10 protein-coding genes are annotated in these 14755 nt (G+C 65.5%); 2 read left to right on the forward strand and 8 right to left on the reverse strand.

What is annotated here, in order from left to right:
* The first annotated feature begins 12 nt into the window (after nucleotides 1-12).
* Entirely contained in the window at nucleotides 13-480 is a 468-nt protein-coding gene (locus VFA60_05185; protein ID HZQ91166.1) for a DUF1203 domain-containing protein, read from the forward strand.
* A 28-nt stretch (nucleotides 481-508) separates the two neighbouring features.
* Here VFA60_05185 and VFA60_05190 read toward each other — a convergent pair whose 3' ends face one another.
* From VFA60_05190 to VFA60_05205, 4 genes are all read right to left on the reverse strand, one after another.
* The gene (locus VFA60_05190) at nucleotides 509-1750 is read right to left on the reverse strand and encodes an ABC transporter permease (protein ID HZQ91167.1); all 1242 of its coding nucleotides are present in this window, start codon (nucleotides 1748-1750) and stop codon (nucleotides 509-511) included.
* Nucleotides 1751-1754: 4 nt separating this feature from the next.
* Nucleotides 1755-2993, reverse strand: a complete 1239-nt coding sequence (locus VFA60_05195; GenBank protein ID HZQ91168.1) for an ABC transporter permease — start codon at nucleotides 2991-2993, stop codon at nucleotides 1755-1757.
* Nucleotides 2994-3236: 243 nt separating this feature from the next.
* Nucleotides 3237-4157 carry a 3-hydroxyacyl-CoA dehydrogenase NAD-binding domain-containing protein gene (locus tag VFA60_05200; protein HZQ91169.1) on the reverse strand — a complete coding sequence of 307 codons (921 nt, stop codon included), beginning with the start codon at nucleotides 4155-4157 and terminating at the stop codon, nucleotides 3237-3239.
* Nucleotides 4157-4342: a hypothetical protein gene (locus VFA60_05205; GenBank protein ID HZQ91170.1), complete on the reverse strand. Its 186-nt coding sequence runs from the start codon at nucleotides 4340-4342 to the stop codon at nucleotides 4157-4159. Before VFA60_05205 ends, VFA60_05200 begins: the two co-directional genes overlap by 1 nt.
* Nucleotides 4343-4527: 185 nt before the next feature.
* On the opposite strand from VFA60_05205, the gene treY reads away from it, so the two are divergent.
* Nucleotides 4528-7605: a malto-oligosyltrehalose synthase gene (gene treY, locus VFA60_05210; GenBank protein ID HZQ91171.1), complete on the forward strand. Its 3078-nt coding sequence runs from the start codon at nucleotides 4528-4530 to the stop codon at nucleotides 7603-7605.
* On the opposite strand, the gene malQ is transcribed toward treY, so the two are convergent.
* The 4 genes from malQ to VFA60_05230 all read right to left on the reverse strand — a co-directional run bounded on the left by malQ (nucleotide 7552) and on the right by VFA60_05230 (nucleotide 14747).
* On the reverse strand, nucleotides 7552-9099 hold the full coding sequence (gene malQ / locus VFA60_05215) for a 4-alpha-glucanotransferase (protein ID HZQ91172.1): 1548 nt from the start codon (nucleotides 9097-9099) through the stop codon (nucleotides 7552-7554). The genes treY and malQ overlap by 54 nt on opposite strands.
* Nucleotides 9100-9318: 219 nt before the next feature.
* Entirely contained in the window at nucleotides 9319-11415 is a 2097-nt protein-coding gene (locus VFA60_05220; GenBank protein ID HZQ91173.1) for a M1 family aminopeptidase, read from the reverse strand.
* 83 nt (nucleotides 11416-11498) lie between these two features.
* The gene (gene lpxB, locus VFA60_05225; GenBank protein ID HZQ91174.1) at nucleotides 11499-12695 is read right to left on the reverse strand and encodes a lipid-A-disaccharide synthase; all 1197 of its coding nucleotides are present in this window, start codon (nucleotides 12693-12695) and stop codon (nucleotides 11499-11501) included.
* A 117-nt stretch (nucleotides 12696-12812) separates the two neighbouring features.
* On the reverse strand, nucleotides 12813-14747 hold the full coding sequence (locus VFA60_05230; protein ID HZQ91175.1) for an ABC transporter ATP-binding protein: 1935 nt from the start codon (nucleotides 14745-14747) through the stop codon (nucleotides 12813-12815).
* Nucleotides 14748-14755: the final 8 nt, after the last annotated feature.

Consider the following 14755-nt stretch of genomic DNA (forward strand, 5'->3'; position numbering starts at 1 on the left):
GAGGAGAGCATCATGGATCGCATTCGAGTGGTTGCCATGCCGACATATACGGCAAACAAGGTCCGGGAATCGATGAAGTCGCCGGGCTACGGGCATCCGGCGCACGTGGAGGTGGCGACCGGGTACGGGCCGTGCCGGCATTGCCTGCGGACGTTCCGCGTTGGAGAGGAGCGGCGCATCCTGTTCACGTTCGATCCGTTTTATGGCTTAGAGCCACTGCCGCTGCCTGGGCCGGTGTTCATCCACGAAGAGGAGTGCGAGCGGTACGACGAGCGCGGCGGATTTCCCGAGGATTTGCGAGCGCATCGGCTCACGCTGAATGCTTACGGCGCGGGGCGCCGGCTGCTGGCGCAGGAGTATGTGGATGACGGCGCGGTCGAGCCGGTGATTGAACGGCTGCTCGACGACGTGGGTGTGCGGTATGTCCACGTGCGTGACACGGAGGCGGGGTGTTACGACTTTCGGGTGGAAAGAGGGTGAGGCAATTGCTCAGGATGACAACAAGGAACTACTCGTAACGCAGGGCTTCGATCGGATCCAGGCGCGAGGCCTTGATGGCCGGGACCATGCCGCTGATGAGGCCAACGACGGCGAGGATCAGCGTGGCGGTGAGCAGCGACTTCATTTGAATCACCAGGCGGATATCGCCCATTTCGCCGTTCTTGGCCAGGGCGCTGTACAGGGTGAGCGTCCCTACTCCATACGAGATGGCATAAGAGATAAGGATGCCGAGCACGCCTCCGGCCGCCGTAATGGCCATGGCCTCGGCCAAGAACTGCATGAGGATGTGGCGGCGGCGCGCGCCCAGCGCTTTTTCCACGCCGATTTCGCGGGTGCGCTGCGTGACCGAGACCAGCATGATGTTCATCAGGCCCACGCCCCCGATGCCGAGGGTTAGGGTGCCCACGAAGCCGAGCAGAATCTGGAGTCCGGCGCTGATGATCTCGAACTGGCTCAGCCGCTTCATGCCGTTGAAGACCCAAACGGCGCGGCGGTCGTCGGGACGGAAGTTGTGGGTGGCGGCGAGCGAGGCGCGCACGGCCTGCTCGATTTTTTCGTACTGCATGCCCTCGTAGTCGAACCAGATGCCGTCCACGTAGTAGGTGTCGCGCAGAGCGCCCATGGCGCCGGCGGGGATGTATATGCTTTTGTTGACGCTGTCGTTGCCCTCCTGCGGCTTGGGTTCGAGCACGCCGATCACCTGGAAGCTGACGCCGTCGAGCCGAATGTATTCACCCAGAGCAGGCGCGCCGCGGAAGAGTTCAGCCTTGGCGTCGGGGCCAATGACCACGACACGGGCGCGCTGGGCGTTTTCTTCTTCGTTGTAGAAGCGGCCTTCGGCCATGTCGAGATTGCGAATCCGCTGAATGGCGGTGGTGCCGCCCTGCGCCCAGGTGTCGAGCGTATGTTCGTCCCTCTGCACTTTCACCGACTTGCCGAACACGGGCGTGATGTGGCGCACCAGCGGCACGGTCGCGACGATGTGGTCAATGTCGTCCTGGGTAAAGCGGACCTGGGTGCCGGCCTTCTGGCCGCCGGCCTGCATGGAGGTGCGTCCCGGGAAGACGCCGATGACTTTCACGCCCCAGGTTTCGAAGATGTTGCGGATGGCGGTGCCAAAGCCGGCGCCGTAGGCGAGCAGCAAAACGACCGTCGCGATGCCCCAGGCCATGCCGATGATGGTGACCATCGTGCGGCGGGAGTCGTGCCGCATGGCGAAGTAGGCCTGCGCGATTACGTCGCGGGTCATGGCGTTATTCCTTCCTCAACGCTTCCACCGGCTGGAGCATGGCGGCACGGCGCGCGGGATAGAGTCCGGCGACGATGCCGGCAAAACCGAGTGCGCCGATGGCCAGCGCCGCCGAAGCCGGCACCAGGGTCGGCGGATCGAATCCCGGCTGCGACGGCAGAGTGTGCAGAAAGCGCATCAGGCCGGCGGCGGCAGCGATGCCGAGTCCGCCGCTGAACAGCGTCAGGAACAGGCCCTCCAGGAAAAACTGCGTGAGCACGCTGCGGTTGGTGGCGCCGAGCGCCTTGAGCAATCCGATCTCGCGCGTGCGCTCGGTGACCGAGACCAGCATGATGTTGATGACGCCGATGGCGCCCAGGGCAAGCGTGATCAATCCGACGGCGCCGAGAAACAGGTCCATGGCGGTGAAGATCTTGCCGACCATCTCCTGGTTGGCGATGGTGTCCCACTCATTGAACTCAGCGATGTCCGGGTCGAAGCCGTGGCGCTGGCCGATAATCTGGTGCGCCTGGCGCTTGGCCTCTTCGTTCGCGCCGCGCACGCGCGGCTGGTAGTTGATGAACGAGATCACGTTGTCGGAGGGCACGCCCTTGAGCGGGAAGTAGACGCGCATGGTCGAGTAGGGGATGAAGGCGCGCGTGTCCTGCGCCTGGCGGGTGTCGCGCGAGACGTCCTGCAGCAGGCCGACGACCTCGAAGCGGACACCGTTGAGCAAGATCGTAGAGCCGAGGGCGGGACGGCCGGGGAAGAGGTTCTTCTTCAGATCGACGGCGATCACGGCGACGTTGCGGCGCTGGGCCTCGTCGGCGTCGTTGAGCCAGCGGCCGGCATCGACCGGCACGAAGCGCACCTGGTTGAACTCGGGGGTGACGCCGGTGACGCCGGCGCCGCTGTTGCCGAATTCGCTCACCGCGCGGATGTCGCCCCGCGACAGGATGGCGGCGGCGTTGCGCACGGCGGGCGATGCCTTGATCGCCTGGAAGTCGTCGTAGGTGAGGTAGTACTGGCGCGTGCCGGTGTGTCCCTTGACCGCGGGCGCGAGGCCGGAGAAGAGGAAGATCACGTCTTCGCCGAGCTGGGAAAGCTGGCGGCGGTTGCCGCTGCGGAAGCCTTCGCCGACGCCGACCAGGAGCAACAGCGACCCCACGCCCCACGCGATGCCGAACATGGTGAGAAACGAGCGCAGCTTGTGCGCCCAAAGCGTGCGCAGGGTTTGGCCAACGATGTCGAGCAGCAGGCGCATGGGGGCGAGCAGCGAAGTGCGCCGGCGCGGGCGCAGCTCCGCTTGCCACTGAACACATTGCGGAACCGCCGCCGGTTTCACCGCCAGCACGCCCATCCCGCTTCGACGTTTACAGACGCCCGAGGCGAGCCGGTTGTTCCACAATTTGTTTACACGCAGCAGTTTATCCCGAGTAGCTGCCGGAACAAACCAGCAGGGAGTTGGGCGTACCGGGTACCGGGCGGCTGCGGCGGCGGCACTTTTTCAATCAGGCGGGCTGAGTTTCTTCGCCGCGGGCGCTGATTCCGCGGACGCGTTTTGTGGATAGTCGTACACGCCGCGTCCGGACTTGCGGCCGAGGCGGCCTGCCTTGACGTACTGCACCAGCAGCGGCGCGGGGCGGAATTTTTCCCCGAGCGTGCGGTGCAGGTATTCGAGGATGTGCAGGCGCGTGTCGAGCCCGACCAGGTCCACCAGTTCGAACGGTCCCATGGGGTGATTCAGCCCGAGCTTCAGCGCCTTGTCGATGTCGGCGGCGGAAGCGATCCCCTCCTGGAGCATGTAGAAGGCCTCGTTGCCGATCATGGCGTTGATGCGGCTGGTGATGAAGCCGGGCGACTCCTTGATGACCACCACTTCCTTTCCCATGCGGCGGCCCACTTCGACGGCGGCGGCGAGCGTGGCGTCGTCGGTTTCCAGCGCGCGCACGACTTCCAGCAGCTTCATCTTGTGCACGGGGTTGAAGAAGTGCATACCGAGAATCTTGGGCGCGCGATAGGTCACGCCGGCGATCTCGGTGATACTGAGCGACGAAGTGTTCGACGCCAGGATCGTCCCGGGACGCGAGATTTTGTCGAGGAGCGTGAAGATCTCGATTTTCGATTCCATCTCCTCGGGGACGGCCTCGATGACGAGGTCGGCCTGGCGGGCGGCGTCCTCGAGCGACGTGGCGTATTCGAGGCGGGCGAAGGCGGCGTCGGCGTCGGGGCGGCTGACCTTGCCGAGCTCGACGGCCTTGTCGAGGTTGCCGCGGATTTCGGTTTCCGCTTTGCGCAGCGCGGCGGGAAGAATGTCTTCAAGGATGGTGCGGTAGCCGCCGAGGGCAGCGGCGTGGGCGATGCCGCGCCCCATGATGCCGGCGCCGATGACGGAAATCGTGCGGACTTGCGGCGTCGCGCCCGGCATCAGGCGCCGCGCTCCAGCTTTTCCAGCACGGTGATGAAGTTGGGATCGGACTTGCGCATGTAGTCGGCCAGGCGCTGCTTTTCCTCGGGGGTCATGAAGCTGAGGTTGGCGGTCACGCGGCGGAGCGTGGCGGCAATGTCGTCGACGTAATTCATCATCCGCAGAAGTTCACCGGAAATCGGCATCAAGTCTCCCTCGCCCGACAGGGCCGGAACGCGGCGGGCGAACAAGTATTTTCATCGGTAGGGCGTGGTTTAGTAAAGCCGTGTCATGCGATTGGCTGTTTTGCACAAACTCGCCGGCGCCCCTGACGCCACAAAGACGAATAGCAAATCACAGGTAACCGATAATCTGCATCTAAGTACGGGCGATGGCGAGCAGCCCGGTAATTCTTTACGGCGAAGGGACGGGTGTTTCCGAATGCCTTGACCGGCTGGCGTCGCGGCGGTGGCAGAACCGTCCGCTGGCGACGTACCGGCTGCAGTTCAGCTCGCAGTTCCGCTTCGAAGACGCGCGGCGCATCGCGCCTTACCTGCACCAGCTCGGAGTAACGCACTGCTACGCATCGCCCATCCTGCAAGCGCGCACCGGCAGCCAGCACGGCTACGACATCATCAATCACAGCGCCATCAATCCCGACCTGGGCAGCGAGGCCGAGTTCCGTGAGTTTGCGCGCGAGTTGCAGTCGCGCGGCATGGGGCTGGTGCTCGACGTGGTGCCGAACCACATGGGGGTGGGCGAGGGCACGAATCCCTGGTGGCAGGACGTGCTGGAGAACGGGCGCGCGTCGGCGTACGCGAGCTTTTTCGACATTGACTGGTGCCCGCTGCGGACCGAGCTGCACGGCAAGGTGCTGATCCCGATCCTGGGCGACCAGTACGGCGTGGTGCTGGAGAGCGGGCAATTGCGGCTGGAGTTTGCCGAGGGGCGCTTCACGCTCACTTATTTCGAAAAACGCCTGCCGATCGATCCGCGCAGTTATCCGCTGATCTTTGAAGCGAAGCGCGAAGCGCCAGAGTGGAACGCGCCGCCGCGTCCGGCAGAAAACAACCGCAACGCCGAGGCCGACCTGGCGGAACTGGATTCGATCCTGGCGGCCTTGCGCGGGCTTCCGCCGCACGACACCGCCGACGCCGACCTGGCGGCCGAGCGCCGGCGCGAGTGGCTTGGCCTGCGCCGGCGGCTGGCGCTGCTGGCCGAGCGGTCGCCGGCGGCGCAGCACGAGATCGCTTCGGCGCTGCGGCTGGTGAACGGCGCGCCCGGCGACAGCCGCAGCTTCAACGCGCTGCACCGGCTGCTCGAGGTGCAGGCGTATCGCATGGCGCACTGGCGCGTTTCGGCCGAGGAGATCAACTACCGGCGCTTCTTCGACATCAACGACCTGGTCGGTCTGCGCATGGAGAACCCGCAGGTGTTCGCCGAGACGCATCGGCTGATCCGGCGACTGCTGGCCGACGGCAGCGTGACGGGACTGCGGGTGGACCATCCCGACGGGCTGTTCAATCCCATCCAGTACTTCACGCGCGCGCAGATGCTGTACGCGGCCAGCCAGTGCGGCGGTCCGGAGCCGCGGGCGGCGACGGCAGAGAACGGGATCGAGAAAGACATCGAGCAGGTGTTCGGCTCGCACGACTGGATTGGCGCGCACGCCCCGCTGTTCGTGCTGGTGGAAAAAATCCTGGGGCCGGGCGAAGAGCTGCCGCGCGAGTGGCCGGTGGACGGCACGGTCGGCTACGACTTCACCAACCTGGTGAACGGCGTGTTCATCGAGCCGCGCAACGAGCGCGCGCTGACCACGCTGTACCATCGGTTCAGCGGCCTCACGACGGATGTGCCCACGCTCATCTACCAGAGCAAGAAGCTGGTGATGGAGAGCGCGATGTCGAGTGAGGTAACGGTGCTGACGCACCTGCTGGCGGAAATCTGCCACGCCGACCGGCGGGCGCGCGACTTCACGCTGCAATCGCTGGCCGACGCCACGCGCGAGACGATCGCCTGCTTCCCGGTATATCGCACGTACATCGACGAGCGTGGCAACATCAGCGAGCGCGACCGCGCTTACATCCATGCGGCGATCGCGCACGCGCGGCGCCGGAACGAGACGACCCCGGCGGACGTCTTCCATTTCCTGCGCGACATCCTGATGCTCGTGCCGCAGCCGCGCGACAATGCCGACAGCCATCGCCGGCGGCTGTACTTCGCGCTGAAATTCCAGCAGCTCACCGGACCGGTGATGGCCAAGGGCCTGGAAGACACGGCGTGCTACGTCTACAACCGCTTTGTTTCGGTGAACGAGGTGGGCGGATCGCCGGCGGCGTTTGCCACCTCGGCGGATGAGTTCCATCGCGGCAATATGCTGCGGGCCGAGCGCTGGCCGTTCTCGATGCTGGCCACCACCACGCACGACACCAAGCGCAGCGAAGACGTGCGCGCGCGGCTGAACGTGATCAGCGAGATGCCGCGCCAATGGGCCACTCAAGTGATGCGCTGGCGGCGCGCGAATCGGGCGAAGAAGCGCGTGCTCTCCGACGGACGCGCCGTGCCGGACCACAACGAGGAGTATCTGCTCTACCAGACCCTGGCCGGCGTGTGGCCGTTCGTCGCCGCCGGCGCGTCGGTGACCGAGCAGGAACATCAGAGGCTGATCGCGCGCGTGCAGGACTACATGACCAAGGCGGTGCACGAGGCCAAGGTCAACCTGAGCTGGGTGAATCCGAACGATGAGTACGTTCAGGCGCTGCGCGAGTTCGTGGCGCGCATCCTGGAGCGCGGCGAGAAGCGGCGCTGGCGCGCGCCCGGCTTCGTGCAGCAACTGGAAGGGATGCTTCCGCCGTTGCAGTTCCACGGCGCCATGAATTCGCTGGCCCAGGCGGCGTTGAAGATGGCGTCGCCGGGCGTGCCGGACTTTTACCAGGGAACGGAGCTCTGGGACTTCAGCCTGGTGGACCCAGACAACCGGCGGCCGGTGGACTTCGCGCTTCGGCAGCAGATGCTGACCGAACTGGAGCAGCGCGCGAATCGTTCTGCGTGGCCTGAGCTGTGCTCGGACCTGCTGCGGGAGTGGACGTCAGGCGCGGTAAAGATGTGGACCGTGCTGCGCGGGTTGCGCTTCCGGCGGGAGAACGCGGCGCTGCTCCAGCACGGCGGGTACACGCCGTTGTTCAGCCTGGTGGAAAAGCAGCAGCACGTGTGCGCGTTCGCGCGCACGCACGAACGGCAGATGGCAATTGTAGCCGTCCCGCGATTCAGCTACACGCTGATGCGAGCTGCACTGGCGCCGCCGCTGGGCGACGCCTGGGGAGCGGCGGAGCTGGGCCTGCCGCCGCGGGCGCCGGCAGAGTTCACCAACATCCTGACGGGAGAAAAAGTGCGTGTGACAACGGCGCGGACGCTGCTATGCCGCGAAGTCTTCGCGCACTTCCCGGTCGCGCTGCTCGCCAGCCACTGAGGGCGGCGGCAGGCGGTCGCTGACTTCGGCGAGCGCGGCCAGTTTTTCCGCCAGCGCCGGCGTGAGCGCGCCGGACGAGAAGCGCCACGTCCAGTTTCGGTCGGGGCGGCTGGGCGTGTTCATGCGGCCCTCGCTGCCGATTCCCAGCACATCCTGCAACGGAACAATCGCGAGCTCGGCAACGGAGTTGACGGCGGCGCGGATCATCGCCCAGTGAATGCCGTCGCTGCCGAGGCCGAGATACGCCTCGATGGCGCTGCGCTCGGCGCCGTTGCGCGACTGCCACCAGCCGACGGTCGTGTCGTTGTCGTGCGTGCCGGTATAGACGACGGTGTTGGGGTCGTAGCGGTGCGGCAGGTAGATGTGCGCGCCGGGATCGCCGAAGCCGAATTGCAGCACGCGCATGCCAGGAATGCCAAGGCGCTCGCGCAAGGCGTGCACTTGGGCGGTGATGTGGCCGAGGTCTTCGGCGATGAAGGGCAGGTCGCCGAGTTCGCCGCGAAGGACGTTGAACAGATCGTCGCCCGGGCCGGGGACCCAACGGCCGTGGACCGCGGTTTCTTCCGAGGCGGGAATTTCCCAGCAACTTTCGAAGCCGCGGAAGTGGTCGAGGCGGATGATGTCGCATTGCGCCAGCGCCCAGCGCATGCGCTGCACCCACCAGTCGTAGTGGCGCGCGCGGAGCACGTCCCAGCGATAGAGCGGATTGCCCCAGCGCTGGCCGGTGGCGCTGAACGCGTCGGGCGGGACGCCGGAGACGACTTCGGGCTGGAGCGCGGCGTCCATGCGGAAGATGTCGGTGTGGGTCCAGACGTCGGCCGAGTCGAGGTCCACGAAGATGGCGACGTCGCCCACGATTCTGACGCCGCGCGCGTGGCAGGCGGCGCGCAGCGCGCGCCACTGCTCGAAAAAGGCGAACTGGATGACGCGCTCGGTTTCCAGTTCAGCGGCGAATTCCCTGCGCGCGTGCTCCAGCGCCTGCGGTTCTCGCCGCGCCAGCGCCGGCGGCCAGGTGTTCCAGCACTGGCGGTGGCGCCGCCGGTGCAGCACTTCGAAGAGCACAAAATCCTCGAGCCACCAGCCGTTCAGCCAGCAGAAGTCCTGGAAGCGCTTGCGGTCGCCGCCGTTGGCGGCGCTGAGGAAATTGGCGGCGGCTTCGCGGAGCAGCGGAAGCTTGGCGGCGCGGACGCGGTCGTAGTCCACGTGTCCGGCGGCGCCGGGGAGGGCGGCGACGCGATCGCGCGCGATCCAGCCGCGCTCGGCCAGCCGCTCCAGGCTGATCAGCAGCGGATTGCCGGCGAAGGCGGAGGTGGAAGAGTACGGCGAGTGGTTGACGCCGAGGGGCGAGAGCGGCAGCACCTGCCAAAGGCCCTGGCGGGCGTCGGCGAGGAAGTCGAGAAATTCGTAGGCGGCCGGGCCGAGGTCACCGATGCCGCCGCGCGACGGCAGGGAAGTGGGATGCAGCAGGATGCCCGAGGCGCGGGGGAACGGCATGGACCCTCATCATACCGAAGTTGCCAGTTGGGGCATGGGGTAATTGGGAAGTCGGGTGATCGGGAAAAGTCAAAGGCAAGAGCTAACCACAAAGGACACGAAGGAAGCACAAAAGGACACGATGGATTCCTTCGTGCCCTTAGTGAACCTTGTGTTCTTTGCGGTTCGCTTTCGCCTTTCAATTACTCGATTACGAAATGACGCAATGACCCGATTCGCTCAGTCCCCCAGCCCTTCTTTCCGTTCGCGCTGATACGGTGCGGACAAATACTTGCGCGCTTCTTCCTGAGCGCCCTGGGTGTCGTCGTTGGTCTGGAGCGCCTGGCGATACTCGTTGGTGGCGCGGTCGCGCTGGCCGGTGATGTCGTAAATCTTGCCGAGCTGGATGTGGCTCCAGACCTCGGTCCAGCGCGGCTCGCCGTCGCCGTTGAGTGACTCGCGATAGGCGTTGGCGGCGGACTGGTAGTTGCGCTGGAGGAAGAAAACTTCGGCGATGCGGTAGTGCGCCAGCGAGCTGTTCTTGTTGGCCTCCAGTGCCTGCTGGAACTGGCGCAGTGCCTCGGCCAGGTCGCCCTGCTGCACCAGTTGCTGTCCGCGCAGGATGGCGGTGCGCACCTTCAGCTCGCCGGAGTTCTTCAGCACCCAGTTGTTGGGATCGATGTTGATGCGGCGCGGCTTGCCGAACGTGTCCACCGAATACGGCGAGTCGGTGCCGGAGACTTCGATGCGCTTCATCTCGCTCTTGCCGTCGGTGTCGATCTTCAGCTCGACGGGCATGCGGAACAGGTCGAGGTCCTGGGAAATCTGGCCGACCACGCGGAAACCGTTCTTGGTGCGATAAACGGTGTACTTGTTCTTGAACTCGGGCGCGCCGGTGGAATCGAGCCACTGGTTGAAGAAGCCGCTCAGGCGGACGTTGCCGCCCAGGGCCTGCTCGCAGACCAGGCGGAAATCCTCCAGCGACGCCGGCTTCGCCGCGAACCGGGTCGCGAAGTTGTGCATGGCGTTGGTGAACGGCCCGTCGCCCATGATCCACCGCAGCATGTGCAGGATCATGGCGCCCTTGTCGGTGGTGAGCGACTGGAACTCGGGCGAGAAGGGGTCGAGCTTGCCGACGCCGGAGAGGGGAATGTTGTCGTAGGCGAGCGCGCCCACGGAAATGTCTTTGATGCCCTCTTCGAAGGCCTGCTGTCCGGCGGCGTTCTCGATGTAGCGCGCCTCCGAGTAGCGGGCGAAGCCGTCGACCAGCCAGAAATCTTCACGGTTTACCGGACTGACGGAGACGCCCCACCACTGGTGCGCGATGGCGTTGGCGAGCAGGCGGTAGTTGGTCTTCTCGCTGATGGAGCGCGAGGCGACGGCAGCGATCTCCGGCGCCCAGGCCGAGGGCACGGTGTCGTCGGGAATTTCGACGATCTTGATGGTGGCCGAGGGCGCGGCGCCGTAGAGCAGCGAGAAGTACTGGAACTCGCGGCCGGCGGTGTCGGCGTAGGCTGAGGCCAGGTCCTTGTGGTTCGGCTTGAAGTAAAGGTGCAGGTTCACGCCGCCGGGAGTGGCCGCGGTTTCCACAAAGTTGCCGGCGATGATCGTGCCGGGGAAGCTGGGCTTGTCCCAGACAAAGGTGTGTACAGTGCGCGCAGGGCCCCCGGCGGCGGTGGGCGGTGGCGCAGGCGGAGAAGGCGGCGCGGCGCGTCCCCTGGCGCCCTTCGCCGGAGGCGCGGCCTTCGGCGCCGCCGCGACTGCTGCCGACACGGCCGACATGCTCGACTTGCCGCTGCCGATCACGGTCACGCCGTAAGGCGCGGTGAGGTTGATGGTGGCGGTGAAGCGGTTCACGCCGTAGCCGGAGACCGGGAACCAGCGCCCTGCATATAGAAGATAGGAAGTGTCGTCGCCAATGTAGGCGAGCTTCAGGCCGGGCACCGGGCTGTCGTCGCCGGAAACCAGCGCGCCGTCGTAGTCGACGGTGAGCGTGGTGGATTCGCCTTTGGGCAGCGCGGCGGGCAGCGGGATGCGGATGGTCGAATCCTGCGTGACGCGCTCGACCGAGAGCACGTGTCCCGAGGCGTCTTCCACCTTCGAGGGATGGAGCGCGTTGTGCAATTCGAAGACGGCGGTATTGATGTCGTCGAGCGCGGTGAACTTCACGCGCACGCGCGCGGCGAGACGATGAGTGCGGGGAGTGATTTCTGCGTCGATCAGGTAGTCGTCAACCCGGAGGCGCGGCTTCTCGGCGGCAAAGGCGGGCAGCGTCGCGATCGCGAGCAGAAGAAGGGCCGCGGCACGAACCAGGGGACGCCGGGCGAAATTCGTCAAGAGGGACTCCAGAGGTGCTGCTGAGCGCTTTGATGAATATTTTCTCAGGAAAGATGCGGCGGCACCAGCGCGCGAAGCAGTTTTCATGCGCGGGCCTCGGTCTTTCTCAGGCCTTTCACCTGATCCAGGATCGCCAGCACCGCGCGCGCGGCGCGCTCGGCGGCAGTCTCGGGCCCGGAACTGGATGCGCGCAGGCGGTTGCGGATGCCGGCCAGGCCTTCAAGCATGGCGCGGCGCGGCCCGCCTTCGGGAATGATGCGGCTTAGTTCCTCAAACACTCTTTGACCGGTGAAGTCGTGCTGAACAAGCTCAGGGACGACGCGGCGTCCGGCGATGAGGTTGGCCATGGCGAAGTTGGAGACGGTGACCAGCTTGCGCCCGAGCATCCAGCTCAGCGGCGTAACGCGATAGACCATTACGAACGGTGTGTTCATCAGCGCGGCTTCCACGGTCGCGGTGCCGCTGGCCACCGCGGCGGCGCGAGCGTGCTTGAGCGCGGCGCGGGCAACGTGGTCGCCCGCAGCGATGTGGACTTTCACGCCGTGCTGCGCCTCCAGCGGCGCGAGTTGCTCTTCGAGCCAGGCGGGTCCGATGGTCGGCGCCAACGGAAGTACGAAGTCGCAGTTGCCGCCGGATTTCTGCAATAGGCCAGCGGCGGCGATCATCTCCGGCAGGTTCAGCGTAATTTCCTTGCGGCGGCTGCCGGGGAGCAGAGCGATCCAGTGCCGCTGCAGATCGAGCGCGTGCTGCGCCCCGAAGTCTTCTCTCGTGATCGGAGGGGGCGTGACCTCGGCGAGCGGATGTCCCACGAATTCCGCGTCGACGCCGCGCTCGCGATACCACTTTTCTTCGAAGGGAAAGATCACCAGCACCTTTCGCACATAGCGGCGCACGCGCCGGACGCGCCACGGCCGCCAGGCCCACAATTGCGGGCTTACGTAATAGATCACCGGAATGCCGCGATCTTGCATTCTTCTCGCCAATCCGAGGTGGAATCCGGGTGAGTCGATCACGACAGCCGCGTCGGGCCTTCTCTCGACGGCCGCACGCGTCGCTCGGCCCCAGGCGCGGAAGATGGCCGGCAGGTGCCCGACGATCTCGGCGATGCCGAGCACGGCGATCTCCCGCGAGTCCACCACGATGTCGGCGCCTGCGGCCCGCATGCGGTCGCTGCCCACGCCGAAGACGTCGAGCGACGGGTCGAGGCGGCGGAGCGCCTCAATGAGATGCGCGCCGTAGAGTTCGCCCGATGCCTCGCCGGCAGAGATGAGGAGCTTCACAGAGCCATTAAAACAGGGAGGACGCAGAGGACGCAGAGGAATTTGCCACGGCTGTTAGCCAGCATCGATCCGCGGCCGGTTTGTCTCGAAGCGGGAAACTCGAAACTCGAAACTGCTTTAATCGTCCGCCCCGACCGGCAATTCGGGCGAGGGCGCCGGCGGGGCGCCGGAAATCTCCTGGTCCTTGTACTGGAGCTGGTAGAGCTTCCAGTAGATGCCGCGCTGGGAGAGCAAAGCCTGGTGCGTGCCGACTTCGCGCACGCGTCCTTTGTGCATGACAACGATCTTGTCCGCTCGCTGAATGGTCGAGAGGCGGTGCGCGATGATCAGCGACGTGCGGCCGGTGAGCATGCGGCCCAGCGCCTCGCGCACGCGGAACTCGGTTTCCGTGTCCACGCTCGAGGTGGCTTCGTCGAGGATGAGGATTGGCGGCTGGTGGGCGAGCGCGCGCGCGAAGCTGATGAGCTGCTTTTGCCCCGTGCTCAGCGTGGACCCGCGCTCGTGCACGGGCTCGGCAAAGCCCGAGGGCAGGGTGCGGATGAAGTCGGCCACGTTCACATCTTCCGCGGCCTGCTCCACCGCCTGGCGTGTGACCCAGTCCGAGCCCAGCCGGATGTTCTGCTCGATGGTGCCGGTGAACAGGAACGGGTCCTGCAAGACGACGCCGAAGCGGCGGCGCAGCTGACCGAGCTCGACGTCGCGGATGTCGACGCCGTCAATCCTGATGGCGCCCTTTTGCACGTCGTAGAAGCGCAGCAGCAGCGAGATGAGCGTGGTCTTGCCCGCGCCGGTGTGTCCTACGACGGCCACGGCTTCGCCAGGTTCGAGCGTGAGCGAGACGTCTTTGAGGACCCAGTCGGGCTCGGGAGCGGAGCTGCGCTCCGCCGGCCTGGAGGCGACGTCCGGGCCGGCGCGATTTTCTTCAACCGGCAGGTTGCGATACGCGAACCACACGTGGTCGAACTCGACGCGGCCGGGACCGGTGAGGTGCTTCGGAATCGCGGGCGAGGTGATCTCGGCCGGCGTGTCGAGCAGCTTGAAGATGCGCTCGCTCGACGCCATGGCGGCTTGCAGGATGTTGTATTTCTCGCTCAGGTCCTGGATGGGGCGGAAGAAGCGCTGCGCGTACTGGATGAACGCTACCAGGACACCGAGCGTGGTGATGCCGCCAAGCACCTGGTGTCCGCCGATCCAGATCACGCTCGCGATGGCAACGGACGACAGCAGTTCGACGACTGGGTAATACACGGCGTGCGCCATGATGGCGTCTTTGAAGGCGTCCATGTGCACGCGGTTGACCTGCTCGAATTTTTCGTACGAGCGCTGCTCGCGGTTGAACAGTTGCAGCACCACGATGCCGCTCACGTGCTCCTGCAGGTAGGCGTTGATGCGGGCGATGGCGACGCGAATGCGCCGGTAGGAGTCGCGCACCTTCTTGCGGAAGATCATGGTTGCCCAGAAGATGAACGGCAGCACGGCGAGGGTGACCAGCGCGAGGCGCCAGTCCATCCGGAGCATGATGAGGATGATCCCAGCGAGAACGAATATGTCTTCGAAAATCGAGACGACACCGGCGGTGAACATGTCGTTGAGCGCGTCCACGTCAGTGGTCACGCGCGTGACGAGGCGGCCGACCGGATTCCTGTCGTAGAAGCCAAGGTGCATCGCCTGCAAGTGCCGGAAGATCTGACTGCGCAGGTCGAACATCACGTTCTGGCCCGTCCACTGCATGTAGTACGTCTGCAGGAAGTCGAGGACGAAGCTGAGCAGCAGGGTGCCGACGAACAGCCCCGCGACCTGTGCGATGCCCACCAGCGGCCTAGAACTCAGCCAGGGGTCGAGGAACGAAGTGCGACCGGCAGGGGTAAGGTACTTATCGATGGCGACCTTGGTCAGGTAGGGCCCGAGGACGTCGGCGCCGGCCTTCAGGACGATCGCAGTGAGGGCGACAACGACGTGTCCGGTATAGGGCTTCAGATACGTAAGCAGCCGTTTCATGAGACGGCTGTCGTATGCCTTGCCTAAGACCTCTTCCTCGTGAATGTTGGCCATCTGCTGGG

It is taken from the genome of Terriglobales bacterium, assembly GCA_035651995.1.
Lineage (GTDB): Bacteria > Acidobacteriota > Terriglobia > Terriglobales > Acidobacteriaceae > DASRER01.